This window comes from Thalassolituus pacificus (assembly GCF_025318105.1).
GTDB classification, from domain to species: Bacteria; Pseudomonadota; Gammaproteobacteria; order Pseudomonadales; family Oceanobacteraceae; genus Venatoribacter; species Venatoribacter pacificus.
In genome coordinates, this window is sequence record NZ_JAOANI010000009.1 from 100,437 (window position 1) to 120,789 (window position 20,353).

19 protein-coding genes are annotated in these 20,353 nt (G+C 52.1%); 7 read left to right on the plus strand and 12 right to left on the minus strand.

Annotation, left to right across the window (positions count from 1 at the left end; all coding sequences use genetic code 11):
• Positions 1 to 49: 49 nt before the first annotated feature.
• The 7 genes from NYR02_RS02490 to pyrC all read right to left on the minus strand — a co-directional run bounded on the left by NYR02_RS02490 (position 50) and on the right by pyrC (position 9,242).
• Positions 50 to 2,050 (minus strand): hypothetical protein, encoded by a 2,001-nt coding sequence (locus NYR02_RS02490; protein WP_260974817.1) that lies wholly within the window; start codon positions 2,048 to 2,050, stop codon positions 50 to 52.
• Between the two features lie 116 nt (positions 2,051 to 2,166).
• A complete protein-coding gene (locus NYR02_RS02495; RefSeq protein ID WP_260974818.1) occupies positions 2,167 to 2,469 on the minus strand; it encodes a hypothetical protein in 303 nt (100 codons plus the stop codon).
• A complete protein-coding gene (locus tag NYR02_RS02500) occupies positions 2,456 to 3,034 on the minus strand; it encodes a hypothetical protein (protein WP_260974819.1) in 579 nt (192 codons plus the stop codon). Before NYR02_RS02500 ends, NYR02_RS02495 begins: the two co-directional genes overlap by 14 nt.
• A 1,514-nt stretch (positions 3,035 to 4,548) precedes the next feature.
• A complete protein-coding gene (gene katG / locus NYR02_RS02505) occupies positions 4,549 to 6,741 on the minus strand; it encodes a catalase/peroxidase HPI (RefSeq protein ID WP_260974820.1) in 2,193 nt (730 codons plus the stop codon).
• A 388-nt stretch (positions 6,742 to 7,129) separates the two neighbouring features.
• Positions 7,130 to 7,501, minus strand: coding sequence for a YacL family protein (locus NYR02_RS02510; RefSeq protein WP_260974821.1), 372 nt, complete (start codon positions 7,499 to 7,501; stop codon positions 7,130 to 7,132).
• Between the two features lie 18 nt (positions 7,502 to 7,519).
• Entirely contained in the window at positions 7,520 to 8,200 is a 681-nt protein-coding gene (gene rnt / locus NYR02_RS02515) for a ribonuclease T (RefSeq protein WP_260974822.1), read from the minus strand.
• Between the two features lie 4 nt (positions 8,201 to 8,204).
• On the minus strand, positions 8,205 to 9,242 hold the full coding sequence (gene pyrC / locus NYR02_RS02520) for a dihydroorotase (protein WP_260974823.1): 1,038 nt from the start codon (positions 9,240 to 9,242) through the stop codon (positions 8,205 to 8,207).
• Positions 9,243 to 9,371: 129 nt separating this feature from the next.
• Here pyrC and NYR02_RS02525 point away from each other — a divergent pair, with 129 nt between their 5' ends.
• On the plus strand, positions 9,372 to 10,304 hold the full coding sequence (locus NYR02_RS02525; RefSeq protein ID WP_260974824.1) for a flagellar protein MotY: 933 nt from the start codon (positions 9,372 to 9,374) through the stop codon (positions 10,302 to 10,304).
• A gap of 189 nt (positions 10,305 to 10,493) precedes the next feature.
• Positions 10,494 to 11,714, plus strand: a complete 1,221-nt coding sequence (locus NYR02_RS02530) for an argininosuccinate synthase (RefSeq protein WP_260974825.1) — start codon at positions 10,494 to 10,496, stop codon at positions 11,712 to 11,714.
• 452 nt (positions 11,715 to 12,166) lie between these two features.
• Here NYR02_RS02530 and NYR02_RS02535 read toward each other — a convergent pair whose 3' ends face one another.
• Complete coding sequence (locus NYR02_RS02535) at positions 12,167 to 13,228, minus strand: FUSC family protein (RefSeq protein ID WP_260974826.1); 1,062 nt, start codon at positions 13,226 to 13,228, stop codon at positions 12,167 to 12,169.
• Positions 13,229 to 13,292: 64 nt separating this feature from the next.
• Between NYR02_RS02535 and NYR02_RS19575 the strand changes: the two genes are divergently transcribed.
• Positions 13,293 to 13,571, plus strand: coding sequence for a cysteine-rich CWC family protein (locus tag NYR02_RS19575; protein WP_420864291.1), 279 nt, complete (start codon positions 13,293 to 13,295; stop codon positions 13,569 to 13,571).
• Here NYR02_RS19575 and NYR02_RS02540 read toward each other — a convergent pair.
• Complete coding sequence (locus NYR02_RS02540) at positions 13,496 to 14,308, minus strand: substrate-binding periplasmic protein (RefSeq protein WP_260974827.1); 813 nt, start codon at positions 14,306 to 14,308, stop codon at positions 13,496 to 13,498. The two genes, NYR02_RS19575 and NYR02_RS02540, sit on opposite strands and share 76 nt — an antisense overlap.
• Before the next feature lie 241 nt (positions 14,309 to 14,549).
• On the opposite strand from NYR02_RS02540, the gene NYR02_RS02545 reads away from it, so the two are divergent.
• The 3 genes from NYR02_RS02545 (at position 14,550) to NYR02_RS02555 (ending at position 17,473) form a co-directional block, all read left to right on the plus strand.
• Entirely contained in the window at positions 14,550 to 15,107 is a 558-nt protein-coding gene (locus NYR02_RS02545) for an SLATT domain-containing protein (protein ID WP_260974828.1), read from the plus strand.
• A 98-nt stretch (positions 15,108 to 15,205) separates the two neighbouring features.
• Positions 15,206 to 16,684 (plus strand): amidase, encoded by a 1,479-nt coding sequence (locus NYR02_RS02550; protein ID WP_260974829.1) that lies wholly within the window; start codon positions 15,206 to 15,208, stop codon positions 16,682 to 16,684.
• Positions 16,685 to 17,473 carry a sulfite exporter TauE/SafE family protein gene (locus NYR02_RS02555; protein ID WP_260974830.1) on the plus strand — a complete coding sequence of 263 codons (789 nt, stop codon included), beginning with the start codon at positions 16,685 to 16,687 and terminating at the stop codon, positions 17,471 to 17,473.
• Positions 17,474 to 17,485: 12 nt separating this feature from the next.
• Here the strand turns inward: NYR02_RS02555 and NYR02_RS02560 are convergent, their stop codons facing one another.
• Genes NYR02_RS02560 through NYR02_RS02570 form a run of 3 tightly spaced genes read right to left on the minus strand, consistent with a single transcriptional unit; the run spans position 17,486 to position 19,424 of the window.
• Positions 17,486 to 17,929, minus strand: a complete 444-nt coding sequence (locus NYR02_RS02560; RefSeq protein ID WP_260974831.1) for a nucleoside deaminase — start codon at positions 17,927 to 17,929, stop codon at positions 17,486 to 17,488.
• A gap of 52 nt (positions 17,930 to 17,981) precedes the next feature.
• Positions 17,982 to 18,491, minus strand: coding sequence for a YgjP-like metallopeptidase domain-containing protein (locus NYR02_RS02565; RefSeq protein WP_260974832.1), 510 nt, complete (start codon positions 18,489 to 18,491; stop codon positions 17,982 to 17,984).
• Between the two features lie 30 nt (positions 18,492 to 18,521).
• On the minus strand, positions 18,522 to 19,424 hold the full coding sequence (locus NYR02_RS02570) for a LysR family transcriptional regulator (protein ID WP_260974833.1): 903 nt from the start codon (positions 19,422 to 19,424) through the stop codon (positions 18,522 to 18,524).
• Between the two features lie 138 nt (positions 19,425 to 19,562).
• Here NYR02_RS02570 and NYR02_RS02575 point away from each other — a divergent pair, with 138 nt between their 5' ends.
• A complete protein-coding gene (locus NYR02_RS02575; protein WP_260974834.1) occupies positions 19,563 to 20,336 on the plus strand; it encodes a ferredoxin--NADP reductase in 774 nt (257 codons plus the stop codon).
• Positions 20,337 to 20,353: the final 17 nt, after the last annotated feature.

Below are 20,353 nucleotides of genomic sequence, written 5' to 3' on the forward strand. Positions count from 1 at the left end.
CGCAGCTTTGCTGCGTCCTTGCTTGAGCGTTTTGTTATACCGTTTTTACTCATTTAAGTTTTGAAGGCGACGTAGGCTTTGAGCAGTCTATAATTATGCTTACCACCCTGTTGTTGGAGTTGATCTTTTCTAGCCTATCTTTTAATTCTCTAATTGAAGAGTACCCTTCAGGCTTCTCAAAAATAGTGCATTTGTACCAGAGAGCAACATAAATCCCATACTTGCAGCGCTCACCTTTCATATAAGCTGGTAATTGCTTTGTGAGGCCATCTTCAATCTTTGAAGCGTGTGCTAGCTTAAGCTCGACACATAGACGCAATAGTTTGTTTTGGCTGTTATTATATGATAATAAAAAATCTATCTCGCCATTGGAGCTTTCAACTTCTCTAGATATCTGAATTCCCATAAAGTCAAATATAGCTCTCAAATGGCTAAATATATATGGCTGTGACTCTGGTTCCCTACAAGGCTTTAGCTCCCCTGTGCTATCCGTCTTCCACAAGTATTTATAGCCGCCGTGATTTTCAATATTGTGTTTTACAAACAAATCAATAGATCGCTTGACAAACTCCGTCAAATTTTTTTCTGTTTCTATTTTAGTTGAAGTGAGTAAATCTCTAACGTCCACCAAAGAATCAGAAAGATTTATACTATTTAGTCGTTCAATAAATTTAGTTGTGGTTTTTGAATAAGAATCAGGGTTCGTAATTGCAAATAGCTTGTGATGAATGCTTTCACCCGTCGAACTATCAATATGCTGAACAAAGTAGTTGGAGAATAAATTTATATTTATATCCCCTTTTTCAATATCCAAGCATTCACTTATGTCGACAAAGTTATCCAGCATTACTCGTACAACAAAATCTTTATGTGGATAGAAAGGGCGCCCCATGAGGGCCTCTTTTTCGCTAAAGTCGATTAATTTATTAGAGTCTTCTAAAAGCTCTACATCTGGGGAAAATAGTTCATTTATTACCACCTGAACATGCGTATAGCCTCTTCCTTCTTTTGGCTCCACGTCACAAAAATGACTCCATCCCATATTTGCTATTTTCCAGTCACTCATAACTTTGAACATTGGATCAGCCCAAAATGCTGCGACAGGCGAAAGGATTATTGTGGTTTTATCGCCAGCTTCTATTTGGCGGGTTCCGATGTCAGTACATGCATTAGGGATAGAAAAACTAATAACTGTAGCTACATCTCTATTTCTAGTTGATTTAAGAGATAGATTTCCATTTCCAAAGGAGAAAAACGATACATGCATTGAGCTAGGATCTGAATCAATTTCAGATCTCATAAAATCAACATCCTCAGAGCTGTACTCGTCTTCATACTCATCAAGTAGAGAGCTTAGTTCTGTCTTACTACTCAAGTTAAATGAGGTGTTATGAGAGATTATAAACCTCACAATACATGTTTTCTCATTAATAGAATCTGAGCTTTCTAGTAAGGTGTAAAGGAAGGATGACCCTTGCAGAAACTGGCCATTATTTACAAAATACTTCAGAGCTTTTGAAACATAGGTAGAGAATATATTTTTAATTGCATTGAGTTCACCAAACGCATCATCATTTGGTTTGGCCAATCCAACCCTACAGAATTTCAATCTAGATTCTAGAGCTTCAAATCCATGCGGACTGTATACAAACCCTTGCTTCAACACATTCTTAAAACTTTGGTTTTCAAAATCTATTATTTGTGCTTTTAGGATGTTAGAAATGTTACTCGATGAGAGGAACGAAGTTGTTACCTTAAAATATTGGTCGATAGTGTTGTTACTTGGTGCAGTGAAGAGAACAGGGAACAAGTGGTGGAATACATAGCCGCAATCTTCAAGTAAATTTACATCAATATTACCATTAGGTGTTGTGATACCAATTGTAACTTTGAATCTTCCGTCACTTGCCGACAGTTTTTCTATAGATTGAAGTAGGTTAGCTAAATGCCTAATCGCCTCAGCTGGAAATCTAGGCTTATTTCCTTTTTGCAAATAGCTAATGTAGCTCAAACACTTGAGCAATTTTTTGTCTTCAGTTTTTTTACCCAAGAGCTATCTCCAATATAGACCTACGGTATAACGCCCGCAGCACGCGCGGCTTTGTAGTGGAGGCGAAGCCGCAACGTAAAAGCCGTCGCTGTGCCTGCGATTGTTATGTTCTTGACTCAGAACGGTAAGCTCAAACCGGAAGACTGAGCAACATCATAAAGGCGACGGGCCACATCATAGTCATTCCATGTCTGGTTGGTATAAAACCGATATTCCTTTTGATCTTGTGAATCAAAATAAAACAAGACAAATTCCCCGTACTCTTCAATTCCATTAAATGAGTACCTTAAGGAAACGATAAAACGATCAGTTTGTAATTGGACATTGGAATTATCATCATCATATATCCATGAAAACTCACCGCTCTCAGTTCTTTTTATAAGCTCAACAACAAAATCTTTAATCTTAGGAGGAAACATACTCACCTCTCTTTGCTGGATTCATTTCTTCAAGGCACCTTTTTATATTTAAGATATCTTTTTGTATTTTTGATTTTTTTCGTCCATCCAGCGGAGCCTGAGGACTCGTATGAGTTGCTTGCTGCAGACCAAGCTCTATATTACCTAGAGCACTGTTTATCTCGTTTACGAGATTTTCCGGGCCAGATATTCGAAGATATGTGCGCCTAAAGTGTTGAAAGCATTTTAGCGATAGTACGTAGCGCTGACCAGATACATGCTCATTAGCTTCATCAAGCACAGCAAGGCATTCACTTACAAATGAAGCGCCATTAATATCCCTAGCTTGCTTAAGCAGCTTTATCGCCTCGTCACGAATACTTTTAGAAACGTGCACACTGTGCAAGACTTCGAACACTGCCACCAGCAACGCAACTAAAGTCGCAACCACTCCAAAGTATGAAAACTCATTCAGATAAGCATCGCTTCCGATAACTTTGTCTTTGAATTTTAACGACGCAAGAAGCGCACCTAATGAAATCAATAGGTATGCGATTCTGATCCAGTGATTTCTAAAAAATTCCATTGTTTTCTACATATCCTCGTAGAACATAACAGTTTATTCGTAGGCATGCTCATTAACACACCTAAGCCCTTATTCAAATTCTCAGCCTAATCCATTGTCCAGGCTGTAAAAATTATCGTTATTTTCTTTCTTGTCAGGATATAAACGCGCAGGCACGCTTTTACCCTGCGTCGCTCTTTACACTTTGCGTGTTATCACTTTTCGCAGAATCTTAAGTGATTGATTTTCTTCCATTCATTCTGGGCCGAAGGCGTTAATCCGCGCATGCGCGTTTTGCTACCGGAGCGTAAACGCGCATCAGATTCCGTAAACAGTAAAATATACTGGTTGTTTGTATATTATTTTGCGTCGGTGATTTTCAGCGCTTTTCCGGCAGTGAAAATCGCTCAGATGGTGCTTGTACTCCAGACACGCTGCCGCCCGTCCTTATATACGCAGGGCAGGAATCGCGTGGTTTTATCATTCGGGATTGTAAGCGGGGAGGGCGTGTGTCCGGACGGTGTGTTCGTACGATATGGCGGCATCCCTGCTGAGGGTCGAGAGTACTGAAATTCGGGGTTGGGTTCAATAATTGATAAAACTGGTTACAAATGGCAAATGACGACAGGTGTTGCTTTGGCTCTTCTTGATAATGACGGTTGTGATCTGGTGGGCAGTGCCCACCCTACATATCAATATGAGCGTATGGCTAGTCCGTCGCGGATAAGATCCGCTCCCACAATACATTGCCTGCTTTGAAATGTGGCCTCGCGTCATGGTTTGTGCGCCTGCGTTGGGCTAAAGGCGCTTATATCACTGTGCGAAGTTTCTTTTCAGAAAATACCCTGTCTGCCCTGGAAAGCTGCGTGTTGTTCATTTTGAAGCGAGGTTTCGCGTTATGGTTTTATGCGCCTGCAGGACGCCGGTTTGGATAATACTGCGCCGGTACGTTCCGGCAGGATGCCGGGCGAGCGAATATGGCATGGACAATTTTGTCGGGAACAAAATTGAGCAGCCGCAGGCTGACCCGCAGGGCGAAAGGCAGGATGCCTGAGGTCTCGCCCATTATTCGCGTTACCGAGATCGCAGGATTATTCAGAGCGGATTTAGTCTTGCACAGCGCGAAGCGGGCCGATTGTGTGCTCCTGCACAATCTGCATTTCCGCCATCCATGGCGGTCAGGAGTAAGCGCCCGACCGGCGTGAGGGGTAAGCGCCCGACCGGCGTGAGGGGTAAGACCCCTCAAAGAGGTCATAGGGCCGGGTGGAAGTCCGAAAAGCCATCCCGCCGGCCCCGCAAAGGCCTCAAAGAGACTAAAAAAGCCAGCCCGCGAGCGGCCGTAAACAAACCGGATATCGCGACTGAACGTCGCTCCTACAACCGTCGACCCTACAGCCGTCATATTTTCCATCAAAACAAACAGCCATAAAAAAACTCCGGGCAAAACCCGGAGTTTTTTTAACCGCCAGCAGCTGACTGCGCCTGACTTCAGTACCACCTGATTTCAGCATCAGCCGCCAGCAAAGGTGTAGCCATTATTTCAGATCATAGCGATCTGCATTCATGACCTTCACCCAGGCTTTAACAAAGTCTTTTACAAACTTCTCTTTGTTATCGTCCTGAGCGTACACCTCGGCGTAAGAGCGCAGGATGGAGTTAGAGCCAAACACCAGATCGGCACGGGTCGCGGTCCATTTTACATCGCCACTTTTACGTTCAACGATGTTGTAGGAGTTTTTACCCGTTGGCTTCCAGCTGTAGGCCATGTCGGTGAGGTTCACAAAGAAGTCGTTGCTTAATACGCCTTCTTTAGCGGTGAATACACCGTGTTTGCTGTCGCCGTGGTTGGTGCCGAGTACGCGCATACCGCCGACCAGTGCGGTCATTTCTACGGCGGTAAGACCCATCAGTTGTGCGCGGTCGAGCATCAGTTCTTCCGGCATTACTGTGTAGTCTTTTTTCACCCAGTTGCGGAAACCATCGTGGATCGGTTCCAGCGGTTCAAAGGATGCTGCGTCGGTCATCTCGTCGGTGGCATCACCACGGCCCGCTGCGAATGGCACAACAATATCCACGCCTCCGTCTTTGGCGGCTTTTTCAACCGCGGCACTGCCGCCCAGTACAATCAGGTCGGCCATGCTGACGGGTTTGCTTAAACCGGCCTGAATGCTTTCCAGTGCTTTGAGCACTTTCTGCAGGCGGGTAGGTTCATTGCCTTCCCAGTCTTTTTGCGGCGCCAGGCGGATGCGGCCGCCGTTAGCCCCACCACGGTAATCGGAACCACGGAAGGTGCGGGCGCTGTCCCAGGCGGTGGCAACCAGCTCGGATACGCTCAGACCAGAGGCCAGAATTCTGGCTTTAATGTCGGCCAGTTCGGCATCGCTCAGTGTGTAGTTCACCGCCGGAACCGGATCTTGCCAGATCAGGTCTTCGGCCGGCACGTCGGCACCGAGGTAACGGCTTTTCGGACCTAAATCGCGGTGGGTCAGTTTGAACCAGGCGCGGGCAAACACGTCTTCGAAGTAGGCCTGATCGTTACGGAAACGCTCGGCTATTTTGCGGTATTCCGGGTCGACCTTCAGCGCCATATCGGCGTCGGTCATCATCGGCATACGGCGGATAGACGGATCTTCGACATCCACGGGCATATCTTCTTCGGCAATGTTCACCGGCTGATACTGGTGCGCACCGGCCGGGCTTTTGGTCAGTTCCCAGTCGTATTTAAACAGCAGGTCGAAGTAGCCGTTATCCCATTGGGTTGGCTTGCTGGTCCAGGCACCTTCGATACCGCTGGTGACGGTATCGCGGCCAATACCGCGGCCTTTGTGGTTGTTCCAGCCGAGGCCCTGTTCGTCAACGTCGGCGCCTTCCGGGGCAGGCCCAAGGTTGGCGGCATCGCCATTGCCGTGTGCTTTACCCACGGTGTGGCCACCGGCGGTTAAGGCAACGGTTTCTTCATCGTTCATGGCCATACGCTCGAAGGTGACGCGCATATCCTGAGCGGTTTTCAGCGGATCGGGGTTACCATCCACGCCTTCCGGGTTTACATAGATCAGGCCCATCATCACGGCGGCTAATGGGTTCTCTAAATCGCGCTGACCGCTGTACCTTGTTCCTTCGCTGCCGCTTGGCGCCAGCCATTCTTTTTCTGAACCCCAGTAGGTGTCTTTTTCCGGATGCCAGATGTCTTCACGGCCACCGGCAAAACCGAAGGTTTTAAAGCCCATGGATTCATAGGCCATATTACCGGCAAGAATCATCAGGTCGGCCCAGGAAATCTTGTTGCCGTATTTCTTTTTCAGTGGCCATAACAGGCGACGGGCTTTGTCGAGGTTACCGTTATCCGGCCAGCTGTTCAGCGGTGCAAAACGCTGGTTACCGGTGTTGGAACCACCACGGCCGTCGGTTGTGCGGTAAGAGCCGGCGCTGTGCCAGGCCATACGGATCATCAGGCCGCCGTAATGGCCCCAATCGGCTGGCCACCAGTCCTGACTGTCGGTCATCAGTGTTTTCAGATCGCTTTTCAGTGCTTCGAGGTCGAGCTTTTTGAATGCTTCGGCGTAGTTGAAATCGTCGCCCAGAGGATTGGTCTTGCTGTCGTGCTGATGGAGAATGTCCAGGTTCAGGGCATTGGGCCACCAGGCCATATTGTCGTTGCCGGATGTGGTGTTGCCACCATGCATGACCGGACAGGTGCCTGCAGGCGTTCCTTGTTTGTTGTTGCTCATACTGATCTCCTTCATTGACCGGTGAGCCGGCTGTTTCGCGCTGTGAAAGTGAAGCCGGTAGTGACTGTACAGATACAGACTAGGGGAGAAGGACGCGCTTGCCGAATTAGTTGTGGCAATGCGGTGGTTAGTTAAAAGCTATTGAATTTTTCTATAACGAAATAGTCTTCTATCAGTTGGGTGAGTCTGTGGTTATCGGGCATTACCGTTGGCCTATAACGGCACAGCGATTCTGAACGGCGTGCTGAGAGATATTGCTGTTCTGGGTTTTGGTTCTTTTCTGTGTTATTTGCGTTGTTGTCCGGGTGTGGTTCGGTGATCTGGAGAGCGTCTTGCGCAAGGCTTGTGGCCAAAGTGCCTGCATCGGCTGAGGCAGGCAGAGAGGGGGTCAGTCGTGCAGGAATTCCTGCCATTCAATCAGCAGTTCTTTAAAGTCATCAAGGCCGCAGGCGGCAAAGGATTCGGCGTCGTAAAATTGCAGGTCTTCACCTTCCAGCTCATCCAGATTGTGATCCTGCAGCATCGACAGCGCAATCACTTCGGCGTCATCGCGGTTCAGGCGCAGCAGGAAGTCGCGCCCCTGCCACTGAAATTCACTTTTCTGGCCCTGTTCCAGGCTGCTGACAGCCTGCAGCAGGGAGGTCAGCTGTTCGGTGTCGGCGCCCAGTTCGTCGGTCAGCCAGAGGCCAAAGGCTTCGTGGTCCATCGACAGTCGGGCGCAGGGCAGCTGGCGTTCGTTGTAGAAAAAACGGTAATCCATAGAGGGTCTTCGTGTTGTTCAGTCGTTGTCGTCACTCAGGTCGGCACCCGCAAGTGGCCAGCCGCCCAGATCTTTGTAGCGATTGATAATAAAGCAGAACAGTTCGGCGGTTTTGAAGGTGTCGTAAGCGGCACTGTGCGCTGAGCTGTTGTCAAAATCGATACCGGCCATTTTGCACGACTTGGCCAGCACGGTATGGCCGAGGGCAAGTGCCGCAATGGAGGCGGTGTCGAAAGACGAAAACGGATGGAACGGGTCGCGCTTGATGTCGTTACGGGCAATCGCAGCGCGCAGGAAGCCGTGGTCAAAGTGGGCGTTGTGGCCCACCAGGACTGCGCGATTACAGCCATTGTGCTTCACTTCGCGACGCACGGTCTGGAACATGGCGCTGAGGGCGTCGATTTCAAATTCGGCATCGCGCTCGGGGTCGAACGGATCAATGCCGGTAAAATCGAGGGCTTCGCGCTCAAGGTTGGCGCCGTCAAACGGATGAATATTGGCGCTCAGGGTTTCGTGCGGATGCAGATAGCCGTCGTCGTCCATACGCAGGGTGACCATGGCAATTTCCAGCAGGGCGTCGGTGTCGGCGTTAAAACCGCCGGTTTCGACGTCCACCACAACCGGTAAAAAGCCACGAAAGCGTTTGGCCATTAAGGATTTTTCGTTTTGTGAATCTTGGGTTTGTTGCTCCTGACTCATCCGCTCAGTACTCCAGTTTCCAGCGCAGGGTTTCGCCGGCACGCAGCGGCACAATAATATCACTGCCAAAAGGCAGTTCGACCGGCGCTTGCCAGTCTTGTTTGATCAGGGTGATCTCGTCGCTGTTACGCGTCAGACCGTAGAAGTCCGGGCCATAGTGGCTGGCGAAACCTTCCAGTTTATCCAGCGCGCCAAGGTCTTCAAAAATTTCGGCATACAGTTCAATGGCGGCATAGGCGGTAAAGCAACCGGCACAACCACAGGCATTTTCTTTTGCGCCTTTGGCGTGTGGCGCACTGTCGGTGCCGAGGAAAAACTTGCTGTTACCACTGGCAACCACATCCTGCAGCGCTTGCTGGTGAATGTTGCGCTTAAGAATCGGCAGGCAGTAGAAGTGTGGCTTAATGCCACCAACCAGCATGTGGTTACGGTTATAGGCCAGGTGTTGCACGGTAATGGTGGCGGCAACATTGGCCCCCTGGCTTTGGACAAATTCTGCGGCGTCTTTGGTGGTGATGTGCTCTACCACTACTTTTAACGTCGGATGGCGGCTGACCAGCGGCGCCAAAATGGTGTCGAGGAACTCTTTTTCACGGTCGAATATGTCGATGTGGTTTTGGGTCACTTCACCATGCACCAACAGCGGCATATCGTTTTCGGCCAGTGCGGCGGCGATATCGTCGAGCTTGCCCAAATCGGTAACACCCGATGCGGAGTTAGTGGTCGCTCCGGCCGGATACAGCTTAACGGCTACAATGTTACCGGCGGCTTTGGCTTCGGCAATCATTTCCGCAGTGGTATTGTCGGTTAAGTACAGCACCATCAGTGGATTGAAATTCAGACCTTGCGGCACGCGCGACAGAATGCGGTTGCGATATTCCAGCGCTTGTTCGGCGTTCATTACCGGCGGTTGCAGGTTCGGCATAATGATGGCTCGGCCCATCACCCTGGCGGTGGCGGGCACAGTATGCTGCAGCACAGCGCCGTCACGCACGTGCAGGTGCCAGTCGTCGGGGCGGGTAATGGTCAAACGGTCAGTCATGCTCTTCAACCTTCAGCTAAAATTGATCGGGGCATTGTACCGAAAGCAGCCTTTAACCGCTTAATTTTTCTCGGAATTGGCCGATATCTCTGGAACAGCCCTGAATTTAACAGCCTCAAGCGGACGTCTATGCACAAATTAATTGCCCTAAGCGCTGTTTTGCTCAGCGCGCTCTGTCAGGCAGACGCTGCGCTGGACTACGGCGGCGACATTGAAACCACCGACTGGTCGGTCAGTGGTTCGGTGTTTGAATGCCGTTTTGAACAGACGCTGGCGGGGTACGGTAAAGCGGTGTTCTATCACGAAGCGGGTGAGGATGTGACCTTTCAGCTGGAAACGCTGAAAAACCTGATGTCATACAGTCAGGCGCGGGTCAGTATTTTGCCACCGCCGTGGCAGCCCAGCGCCAGGAGCGAAGATTTGGGCGTGGCACGGATTATTAAAGACACGCCGAATCTGCGTCTGGATGCCACCCGCACGAATCAGTTTCTGCATGCTTTGCTGGAAGGCAAGTGGCCGGCCATCAGCCATAAAACCTATTACGACCAAAACCGTTTTGTAAAAGTACACCTGTCGGCGGTGTCTTTTCCGCAGTTTTATCAGGACTATCTCGACTGTGTCAGACAACTGCTGCCGGTTAATTACCGGCAGGTGGCGCGCTCAAAGGTGTTGTTTGCCAGTGGTGAAGAGCAGATCGACGCGGCGGATATTAAAATTCTCGACCGCATTATTTTCTACATCAAAAACGACCCGCGCATCTTTGCGGTGTATCTCGATGGCCATTCCGACAGCGTCGGTCGCCGCTACGATAACCGTCAGACGTCTAAGGTCCGGGTTGAAGATGTGGAACGCTACTTCATCAAGCAGGGCATTGATCCGGAAATCGTCACCACCCGTTTTCATGGCGACCGTTATCCGGTCGCCAGTAATAAAACCGCTGCCGGCCGCGCAGAAAACCGTCGTGTGACCATCCGTATCGAGCAGCGTGAAGATATGCCGATTCCGGATAATCTGCTGTTTAAGCCTAAGACCCGTACCCAGACGACCGCCAGCGGCGACTGATTCTTCGCCGCGCGTTCTTTATTACGCTTCCTTCACGACTCTTTCTTTGCTGCTCTTTCTGTGTCCTTTGGGTACGCCTGTTGGCTATCCCGTGCACAATCAGTACAATACTGCCCCTTTCATTATCGCTATCCGCCGGTGTGGGCTGTCTGCCTGCCGCGCGGCCAATCATTATCCTGGAGAATACCCATGTCAGACATCAAGAAAGTGGTGCTGGCCTATTCCGGTGGTCTGGATACGTCCGTGATCGCCAAATGGCTGCAAGAAGAATACAAATGTGAAGTGGTAACCTTTACTGCTGACCTGGGCCAGGGCGAAGAAGTTGAACCGGCGCGCGCCAAAGCAGAAGCGCTGGGCATTAAAGAAATCTTTATTGACGATCTGCGTGAAGAGTTTGCCCGTGACTTCGTATTCCCGATGTTCCGCGCCAACACCATTTACGAAGGCGAATACCTGCTGGGCACCTCGATTGCCCGTCCGCTGATTGCCAAGCGTCTGATCGAAATCGCCAACGCTACCGGCGCCGATGCCATCGCCCACGGTGCAACCGGTAAAGGCAACGATCAGGTGCGTTTCGAGCTGGGTGCTTACGCACTGAAGCCAGGCGTAAAAGTGATTGCTCCATGGCGTGAATGGGATCTGACCTCCCGTGAAACCCTGATGGCGTACTGCGATCAGCACGACATTAAAGTTGAGAAAAAAGCCGGTAAAAAATCGCCGTATTCTATGGATGCTAACCTGCTGCACATTTCTTACGAAGGCGACATTCTGGAAGATCCGTGGAATGAGCCAGAAGAAGATATGTGGCTGTGGTCTGTGTCTCCGGAAAACGCTCCGGATGAAGCTGCTTACATCACCATCAGCTTCAAAAACGGTGACCCGGTGGCCATCGATGGCGTGGATAAATCCCCGGCGACCATTATGGAAGAGCTGAACAAGCTGGCTGGCGCTCACGGTATTGGCCGTGTCGACATCGTCGAAAACCGCTACGTGGGTATGAAAGCCCGTGGCTGTTATGAAACCCCAGCGGGTACGGTGCTGCTGAAAGCACACCGTGCGATCGAATCCATCACCCTGGATCGTGAAGCGGCACACCTGAAAGACGAACTGATGCCACGTTACGCCAAGCTGATTTATAACGGTTACTGGTGGAGCCCGGAGCGTAAAATGCTGCAGGCCGCAATCGATGAGACTCAGACCGTCGTTAACGGTGACGTGCGCGTTAAACTGTATAAAGGCAACGTGATTGTGGTTGGCCGTCGTTCAGAAGATACTCTGTTCGATGAGAAAATCGCCACCTTCGAAGACGATGCCGGTGCTTACGACCAGAAAGATGCGGCCGGCTTTATTAAGCTGAACGCGCTGCGTCTGCGCACGGCTGCGAAAAAAGGCCGCAGTTTCCTGGATTAATTCCGGACTGTTGCTTTTCGCACAAAAAGAACCCGCTACGGCGGGTTTTTTTGTGGATTTTTGGCAGGGGCCGCCGGAATTTGTACACGAATTATTATTCCGGACAAGCCGGATTAATCGTCGTAATAAAGACCTTGTTCGCTTACCGGTAGACTGATAGGTTTGTCGTTAACGCTGCACCGCTATGCTGATTATGATGAATCGGTGCAGTTAACGGTACGACTGCGGTTAAGGATAACGATGTCTGATTTGATCAGAACGACAGTACGCAGGGCTGCGTATTTTGCATTGAGATTAAGCAACGGTTTGTTGCGACCAGGGCTGATTATGTGTGCGTTGCTGTTGCAGTCTGGCTGCACGGCGAATGTGTATTTTCATCCGCCGGAAGGCATGTATTTATCCGCGTCTGAAAATAGTACAGAACGGCCGGTAATCAGCGCTGCGGAAACCAGTCAGGGTTTATCCCGTGCGCGGATGATGCCACCGAAATAACGAGGATGATGAATCAGCCAGCCGCCGATTAATCCAATCAGACTGCCGAGCAGGATATCGCTGAAACGCGCCAGCATCAGCGTGCTTAACGGACTTTGTAGGGCGGCTACTTCGGCAAATATCAGCGTTAAGGGCGTAATAAACAACATGGCTAAGCCGTAGTTACGCACAACCAGAACCTCAATCGCAAAACTCAGCAGACCAATGGTCAGTACCAGCATCCAGCTGTTGGGCTGCAAGGCAAAAATCAGCCAGGCAATGCCTAATCCCAGAGCAGTTCCTACGACGCGGTGAATTTTCCGCTGCCACACCAACCGGAAGCTGGCTCCCTGAATAATCGCAGCGCAGGAAATAGGCACCCAGTACGGATTGTGTAGCTGTAGCGCGTTTGCTAATAACGATGATGCGGCAACAAAGACGGCAATAACCGTGGCTTCGGCCAGTATCTGACGTGCCGGAGTTGTGCTGCGGGCTGGTGCTGTTGTTTCTGCTGGCAGCAGCAGACTGTACAGCAGGGCAAGTATGCAGGCACCTGCACTGCCAAGGCCAACGAACATCAGCCTTTGTGGAATCTGTTCCGGTTCATGGGGCAGGACGCTTGCCAGTGCGGCAACCAGAATAAAAAAGAAACTGCCCGGCGGTGGCATATTCAGGCGGCGCGTTACATAAGTACTGACGGTGGTGATGATTAACAGCATCAGGGCGGCGCTCAGGGGGCCTGCACTGCCGAGGCTGGCAAGCAGAAAACTGAGCTGGAAGCCAAGTGCGCAGGCCAGCAATGTATACAGGCGGCGGCGTAATCCGGCGGCGGGTAAGTACAGAATAACCAACGCACCAACACAGCCGAGAATGCCGGATTTTATATCGCCATACAGTACACCGGCCAATGCCGGCAGTGCCGAACAGCACGCGACCAGTAAAGGTAAATGCCACGGGCGGGTGGTCGGGTTAAGGTGCAGCAGGGCACGCAGTTCCTGTTTTATGGTGGATCGTCTTGAGGAACGTTGTGGGGAGGGAGGCATAGATTCAACCTGGGCATGCAAAGGTCTATGATACGGCGATGAGGTGGTGGCTTACAGAGGTTTTATGTCGTCTTCAGTGGGCAGTGATGTCAGCGTTAAATCAGTTGAAAGCCGTTCAGATGGTGCTGATGAGCAGCGTTGTCCGTTATGCGGCGGGCTTAATCAGTGTGCGGTTGCAGCACAAACAGAACCCTCGGCTTGCTGGTGTTTTCAGGCGGACGTCAGTCTCACTGAATTGTTGCGCCAACAGGCTGATCTGCCTGGGGATTATTCCAGGCAGACATCCTGCATTTGTCCGGGTTGCGCATCAAGGCTGATATCTGAACAGGCGCGGATACCATAAGGACGGAATAATTCGAGCAGCTTACCGTTGCTTTTCAGTTCATCCATCAGTTGGTTGATTTCGTTGGCTCCGGGCATAAAACCGGGGCGGATCAGGGCAGAATGCTGATAGCGCTGGTCATAACGATCAGAGACCAGAAACTCTTCGCGCGCGTCAGGGTTATCTTTAAAAAAGCGATGCAGAAACGCTTTGCTCATGACCGCAATATCACCATGACGTTCACGCAGCAGAGCCAGATTTTTTTCGTTGGTCCAGGATAAAATCATGTGGAAATTCTGCCGCAGATAGTTCTCGTCAGCGTTAAAACCGGCAAAGCCGTAATGAAAACCAAGAATTCCTATCATGCGTTTATTGTTAAGGTCGGCAAAGTATTGCTGATCACGGTTTTCCTCGGCCAGCGCCACATAGACTTCACCGTCGGTCTGGTAAGGGCGGGAGATTTCTACCGGAATATCTTCCCAGCCCCAGGCTGAATTCTCAAAAAAGATAATGTCGTAGTCGCCCATTTTAAACGCCTGATAACGGCGTTTGGGTGAAATTGGCACGGCTACAAACTGATATTGATTCTGGTGTTCGTTCAGGAGCTGAATCAGACTGATGGCAATGCCTTCATATTCGCCCTGTTCATTTTGCTCAACATAAGGCGGATAAGGGTAAATGCCGACTTTGACCTGAATTTCCGCTTGCGGGGCAGCCCATGACAGTGGCGACAGCAGGATGAGTGCCAGCCAAAGCAAGAAACAGCGGCTGGCGATGATCTGTCGGAAAGGGTGGATTGTGATTCTGCCGGATTGCTTAACCAATTCCTTGGCCTCTTTGTATAAGCTTTGTATACAGAGTAGCTCTACGTCAGGAGCTTGAAAAGATTTTACTCATCAAGCGCCTGCTAATTTAATAGGACCTGGCTTGGGAGCGGCTCTGAGCGCTGTTATAGTCCGGCCGACCATCGTTCTGAATACCCTGCAGGATGCCTGTTATATGACTGATTCTTCTTCTCAGACTTGCCATACGGATATGCGCCCGGCGGCTGACATACCATCAACACTGAAGCTGATCGACAGCTTGCGGTTTAATGCCCAGCTGGGTAAGCACAGCCACTTTTTTGCCTCTCTGAAGCGCCGCAACCTGCATATTCTTTGCGGTGTACCGGTGGTGGTCATCAACCTGATTCTGGGGTCGGTATTTTTTGCCCTGTTGCAGGCTGAGTTGCCAGACTGGGGTAAGTGGCTGAGTGCCGGGTTGGCGCTGCTGGCGGCGGCTTTAGGGGGCGTGCAGACCTTCTTCGATTTTAAGAAAAACTGCGCCGGACACCGCGAGGTCGGTAACGACTATCTGGGGCTGGCGCGTGAGTGTGAGCGCCTGCTGGCTTTATATGACGACGGCCTGATGACGCTGGAACAACTGGCCGCAGAATTGCGTCGGCTGAATGACGAATACGCGGATATTAACGAACGCGCCGAGATGTTTATCGTCTCGCCGCGCGAATACGAATACGCCCGCCAGCGTCTGGCAACCCGTACCCAGCGGCGCGGCTGAATATTCTGCAGCGGTGCTCAATGGCGTATTGGCACATTGGCTTGACAGCAGGTCTGCGATAGGGTCTGAATCGACATAATAATAACAAGGACAATACCATGCCGACTGAATGGGCTTATCTGAGTGCTACCCGCTTGCTGGCTGTCATGGCGGCGGGACAGCTGACCAGCCGGGAATTACTGGAGTATTACCGCCAGCGGATAGAGCAATACAATCCGCAGTTTAATGCCGTGGTGGCTACCGCGTTTGATGCCGCTTTGCGGCGCGCGGATCAGGCCGACAGCGCGCGCCGTAATGGCGAGTCCTGGGGACCGTTACACGGTCTGCCAATGACCATCAAAGATACCTTCGAAGTACAGGGCATGCCCTGTGTTGCTGGCGCCCCGGCACTGGCCGGGCATCAGCCTGCCAATCATGCTTTTGCCGTTCAGCGTCTTGTAGACGCCGGAGCGATTATTTTCGCCAAAACCAATGTGCCGCTCTACGCCGGCGATATTCAGAGCTACAACAAGGTGTACGGCACCACCAATAACCCATGGGATAACAGCCGCACGCCGGGTGGCTCGTCCGGTGGTGCGGCAGCGGCGCTGGCGGCGGGGTTTACCTCACTGGAACTGGGCTCGGATATCGGCGGCTCGATTCGGACACCGGCGCATTTTTGTGGGGTGTTCGGCCATAAAACCACCTATGGCATTGTCTCCAGCCGGGGCCATATTCCCGGCCCGCCGGGCATGCTGAGCGAACCGGATCTGGCCGTTCCCGGTCCGCTGGCGCGCAGTGCCGAAGATCTGGATCTGGCGCTACAGGTGGTGGCCGCTTCCGGACCGCTGATGTCGGAGCACTGGTCACTGACACTGCCACCACCACGGGCAACGCAACTGCAGGATTTTCGCGTGCTGCTGTGGCTGGATGATCCGCTCTGTCCGCTGGATGAGAACCTGAAACCCGTGTATGAGCGGCTGCATCAGCAGTTGCAGCAGCTGGGCGCCAGCGTGACTTTGGGAGCACCGGATGGTGTATCGCTGAGCCGCTTCTTTCCAACCTATATGAGCCTGCTGGGCTCAGTGCTGGGCTCCGGCATGAAGCCCGGACAGCGGCGCATGATGCGTCTGATGGGCGGCATGGCCAGACGTTTTGGCCGCTGGCTGAAAAGCGGCGCGTATGGTGATGAGTTTTTACTGGGTATGGGCCAGAGCCATGCCGACTGGGTAAAACGCAGTGAAGAGCGTCATCGCCTGAGCGAGTCGTTCAGCAAGCTGTTTGACGACTACGATGTGGTGCTGACACCGGTGGCAATGACCGCGGCCTTCCGTCATTTACAGGATGTTCCGATTCAGGTGCGCAAACTGGATGTAAATGGCGAGCGGCGTAACTACTCCGATATGTTTATGTGGATTGCACCGGCCACGCTGATGGGGCTGCCTGCGACCAGTGCTCCTGTGGGCCAGACCGCCGCCGGCCTGCCGGTTGGCATTCAGATTCTGGGGCGCCGCTACGATGACCGCACGACCATTGAATTTGCCCGGCTGCTGGAACAGGCGGGGATGGATTTCCGTGCACCGCCGGGGCTGAGCTGAATGCCGGCAGGAGAGGATGGCAGCCTGCTGGCTGTACTCTTTGCCGGGTTATCGGTACCGGCGTTGCTGACCTTATTGCTGTGCAGTTTTCTTGGCTCATTGCTGACGGCGGCCCTGGGTGTGGGCGGCGGAGCATTTCTGATTACGGTAATGGCCGGTATTGTGCCGCCGCTGGCACTGATTCCGTTGCACGGCATGGTGCAGCTGGGTTCTAACGGTTCCCGCGCCTGGCTGGCCCGGCGGTATACTCAATGGCCTAAGGTCGGTTGGTTTTTAGCCGGTGCTTTACTGGCCGTCGTGTTAACTGTGATGGCTCTTTGGTGGCTGAATGAGCGTATTGATCCGGGTGTTATTCCGCTGCTGGTGGGCCTGTTTATCCTCTGGCTGAGCTGGGGCAAAGTGCCGCCGGTTGGGCTGGGTGAACAGCCGCTGGGGCTGTTTGTGGGCGGCTGGCTGACAACACTGGCGACCATGCTGGTTGGCGCTACCGGGCCTCTGGTGTCAGCCTGGCTGGGGCGTGGCAGTGGTGACCGCTGGCAATACACGGCCAATTTTTCGACCTGTATGAGTGTGCAGCATCTATTAAAAGTTGTGGTCTTTGGTTTTGCCGGTTTCGCTTTCAGCCAGTGGCTACCGTTGTTGTTGCTGATGGTGATGGCCGGTTATCTGGGTACCCGTGCCGGTCTGAAGCTGATGGGCAAAATTCCGGAAGCACTGTTCCGCACACTGTTCCGCTGGGTATTGACGTTGCTGGCGCTGCGGCTGATCTGGATGTGGTACCAGGCCTGAGCAGCCGCGCGCTCAGACGCCGATATCTTCGTTCCACAGCGTTGGCTGATCGGCAATAAAGCTGCGCATCAGTTCAATGCATTCTGCATCATTGAGTACGGTGAGGCTGACGCCACGTTCGCGCATATGGGCTTCAGCGCCCATAAAGGTAACGTTTTCGCCGATCACCACCCGCGGGATGCCATACAGCAACGCGGCGCCACTGCACATATCGCAGGGGGACAGGGTGGAGTAGAGCGTGCAGTCGCGGTAGTCGGCGGCGGTTAAGCGTCCGGCGTTTTCCAGACAATCCATCTCGGCGTGTAATACCACGCTGTTCTGTTGTACCCGGCGGTTATGGCCGCGGCCGATAATCTGCCCGTCTTTGACCAGCACAGAGCCGATGGGGATGCCGCCTTCGGCCAGTCCTTTACGTGCTTCTTCCAGTGCGGCCTGCATCGCTTGCTGATCGTTCATCGGTTTGTCCTTTTGCCTGTTTTAGTTTTAGCCGGTTGCTGTTGTTATTGGGCTACCAGAGGTCGCCAAAACGTTCGCGGTGGCTTAAGTATAAGCGCAGGTCGAATTCCAGCTGGTGGTAATCCGGCTCCATATAACAGCACAGTTTGTAGAAGGCTTTGTTGTGTTCTTTCTCGCGCAGGTGCGCCAGTTCGTGTACCAGAATCATGCGTAAAAATGCTTCCGGCACCTGACGGAACAGGGTGGATACACGGATTTCGTGCTTGGCTTTCAGTTTGTTGCCCTGCACCCGCGAGACAAAGGTGTGCAGTCCGAGGGCGTGATTAATGACGTGAATTTTGTCGTCATAAATCACTTTGCTCAGCGGCGGAGAGCTGCGCAGATGATCGTTTTTTAAATCAATGGTGTAGTCGTACAGCGCGCGCTCATTGCTGAGAGCGTGACTGTGCGGGTATTTCTTCAGCAGCAGCGCACCCACGCGGTCAGCTTCCAGCAGCTCGGCCGCCTGACGTTGCAGGTCGGGGCTGTAGCCGTTGAGATAGTTTATCTGGCGTTGTTTCATTGGTTTGGTTTACGCATGGTTAACGATGTTTCAGGGATTCAGTGCATGGTTACGGCACAGTTCAATCCAGGCCTGAATACCGGCGCTGCGGTATTTCTGGCGGTGCACAATCATATACAACTGGCGGCTGAAGTCGCGCTGCGGGGCGGTTAAATGCACCAGACTGCCACGGCGGAAAGCATCGGTAAGAGTAATCTGCGACAAACAGCCGATGCCGAGCCGCGCTTCCACCGCGCGCTTGATGGCTTCGGTGTGTTGTAACTCCAGGGTGATGTTGAGGTCGGGCAGCAGGCCATGCAGGGCACGGTCAAACGCCTGCCGGGTACCGGAGCCGCTTTCGCGCAGAATCCAGCGGGCGGCGAGTAAGTCGCTGTCGTCGATATGGCCCTGCTGTTGTTGCTTGTGCGCCAGCTCGTCATCCGGGTGGCAGAATACGGCCAGTTCGTCGTTATGCCAGGGGATCATTTCCAGTTCCGGGTGATTCAGTTCGCCTTCAATCAGGCCGATGTCCAGCTCGTAGTTCAGCACCTTATCGGCAATCTGGCGGGTGTTGGCCACATCCAGCCGTACCGGTGCATCCGGGTGTTCGGCCATGTATTTCGCCATTAATCCCACCGCCAGATAATTGCCGATGGACAGTGTCGCGCCGACATTCAGTGGCCCGGCTTCAGCATGGCGCAGCAGAATCTGCTCAAAATCCTGTGCCTGGGCCAGCAGCGCTTCGGCACGTGGCCGCACCAGCCGGCCTTGCTCGTTCAGTTGCAGGCGCTTGCCAATACGGTCAAACAGCTGCACCGCAAACTGATGCTCAAAGTCTTTCAGAGCACTGCTGGCTGCGCTTTGCGACATCGCCAGTTCGTCTGCGGCACGGGTCAGGTTCTGATGGTGGGCGATGGCGATAAACACTTGCAGTTGGCGCAGGGTGTAGCGCATGGCGGCCTCTGGCGGTGAGTCATGTGGAGTGTTATTCGGTAAAACCGAATAAAGTTATTCAGATAACTTGATTTGCCGATAGTCTGCCGTGGGGTACTCTGCCTGACAAGTTAAATTGGCCGCCAGGAACCAGCCATTATGAGCAATCTGATCCGCGAAACTGTTACCAGTGTGCATCACTGGAATGAAACTCTGTTCAGCTTTACCACCACCCGTAATCAGGGGCTGCGTTTCAAGAATGGTCATTTCACAATGATTGGTCTGGAAGTGGAAGATAAACCACTGCTGCGCGCTTACAGTATTGCCAGCGCCAACTATGAAGAAGAGATGGAATTTTTCTCCATTAAAGTGCAGGACGGCCCGCTGACCTCACATCTGCAAAAGCTGCAGGTTGGCGATGAGATTCTGGTGGGTACCAAGCCGGTTGGCACGCTGATTACCGATAACCTGCTGCCGGGAAAAAACCTCTATCTGCTGAGCACCGGCACGGGGTTGGCACCTTTCATGAGCATCATCAAAGATCTGGATGTTTACGAGCAGTACGACCATGTGATTCTGACCCACGGCGTGCGCTGGATATCCGAGCTGGCGTATCAGCAGCGTATTCAGGATGAGCTGCCAAATAACGAGTATTTTGGCGATGTGGTGCGTAAAAAACTGATTTATTACCCAACGGTTACCCGTGAACCGTTCCGCAACAATGGCCGTTTAACCGATGCGCTGACCAGCGGTAAGCTCACCCGTGATATTGGTCTGGCGGATCTGAATCCGGAAACTGACCGTTTTATGCTCTGCGGCAGCCCGGCCATGCTGGATGACCTGACCAGAATTCTCGATGACATGGGTTTTGAAGAAGCGCGTGGCGGTAAGCCGGGACATTATGTGATTGAGCGCGCTTTCGTCGAAAAGTAAGACGTTGTTGCAAATAA

What these genes read in the sequence shown, in the direction of transcription:
- NYR02_RS02575 (WP_260974834.1), top strand. Translation starts at nt 19,563, where the DNA reads ATGAGCAATCTGATCCGCGAAACTGTTACCAGTGTGCATCACTGGAAT.
- NYR02_RS02555 (WP_260974830.1), top strand. Translation starts at nt 16,685, where the DNA reads ATGCCGGCAGGAGAGGATGGCAGCCTGCTGGCTGTACTCTTTGCCGGG.
- NYR02_RS02510 (WP_260974821.1), bottom strand. Translation starts at nt 7,501, where the DNA reads ATGGATTACCGTTTTTTCTACAACGAACGCCAGCTGCCCTGCGCCCGA.
- NYR02_RS02550 (WP_260974829.1), top strand. Translation starts at nt 15,206, where the DNA reads ATGCCGACTGAATGGGCTTATCTGAGTGCTACCCGCTTGCTGGCTGTC.
- NYR02_RS02500 (WP_260974819.1), bottom strand. Translation starts at nt 3,034, where the DNA reads ATGGAATTTTTTAGAAATCACTGGATCAGAATCGCATACCTATTGATT.
- NYR02_RS02570 (WP_260974833.1), bottom strand. Translation starts at nt 19,424, where the DNA reads ATGCGCTACACCCTGCGCCAACTGCAAGTGTTTATCGCCATCGCCCAC.
- NYR02_RS19575 (WP_420864291.1), top strand. Translation starts at nt 13,293, where the DNA reads ATGTCGTCTTCAGTGGGCAGTGATGTCAGCGTTAAATCAGTTGAAAGC.
- katG (WP_260974820.1), bottom strand. Translation starts at nt 6,741, where the DNA reads ATGAGCAACAACAAACAAGGAACGCCTGCAGGCACCTGTCCGGTCATG.
- NYR02_RS02530 (WP_260974825.1), top strand. Translation starts at nt 10,494, where the DNA reads ATGTCAGACATCAAGAAAGTGGTGCTGGCCTATTCCGGTGGTCTGGAT.
- NYR02_RS02495 (WP_260974818.1), bottom strand. Translation starts at nt 2,469, where the DNA reads ATGTTTCCTCCTAAGATTAAAGATTTTGTTGTTGAGCTTATAAAAAGA.
- NYR02_RS02525 (WP_260974824.1), top strand. Translation starts at nt 9,372, where the DNA reads ATGCACAAATTAATTGCCCTAAGCGCTGTTTTGCTCAGCGCGCTCTGT.
- NYR02_RS02560 (WP_260974831.1), bottom strand. Translation starts at nt 17,929, where the DNA reads ATGAACGATCAGCAAGCGATGCAGGCCGCACTGGAAGAAGCACGTAAA.
- pyrC (WP_260974823.1), bottom strand. Translation starts at nt 9,242, where the DNA reads ATGACTGACCGTTTGACCATTACCCGCCCCGACGACTGGCACCTGCAC.
- rnt (WP_260974822.1), bottom strand. Translation starts at nt 8,200, where the DNA reads ATGAGTCAGGAGCAACAAACCCAAGATTCACAAAACGAAAAATCCTTA.
- NYR02_RS02535 (WP_260974826.1), bottom strand. Translation starts at nt 13,228, where the DNA reads ATGCCTCCCTCCCCACAACGTTCCTCAAGACGATCCACCATAAAACAG.
- NYR02_RS02565 (WP_260974832.1), bottom strand. Translation starts at nt 18,491, where the DNA reads ATGAAACAACGCCAGATAAACTATCTCAACGGCTACAGCCCCGACCTG.
- NYR02_RS02545 (WP_260974828.1), top strand. Translation starts at nt 14,550, where the DNA reads ATGACTGATTCTTCTTCTCAGACTTGCCATACGGATATGCGCCCGGCG.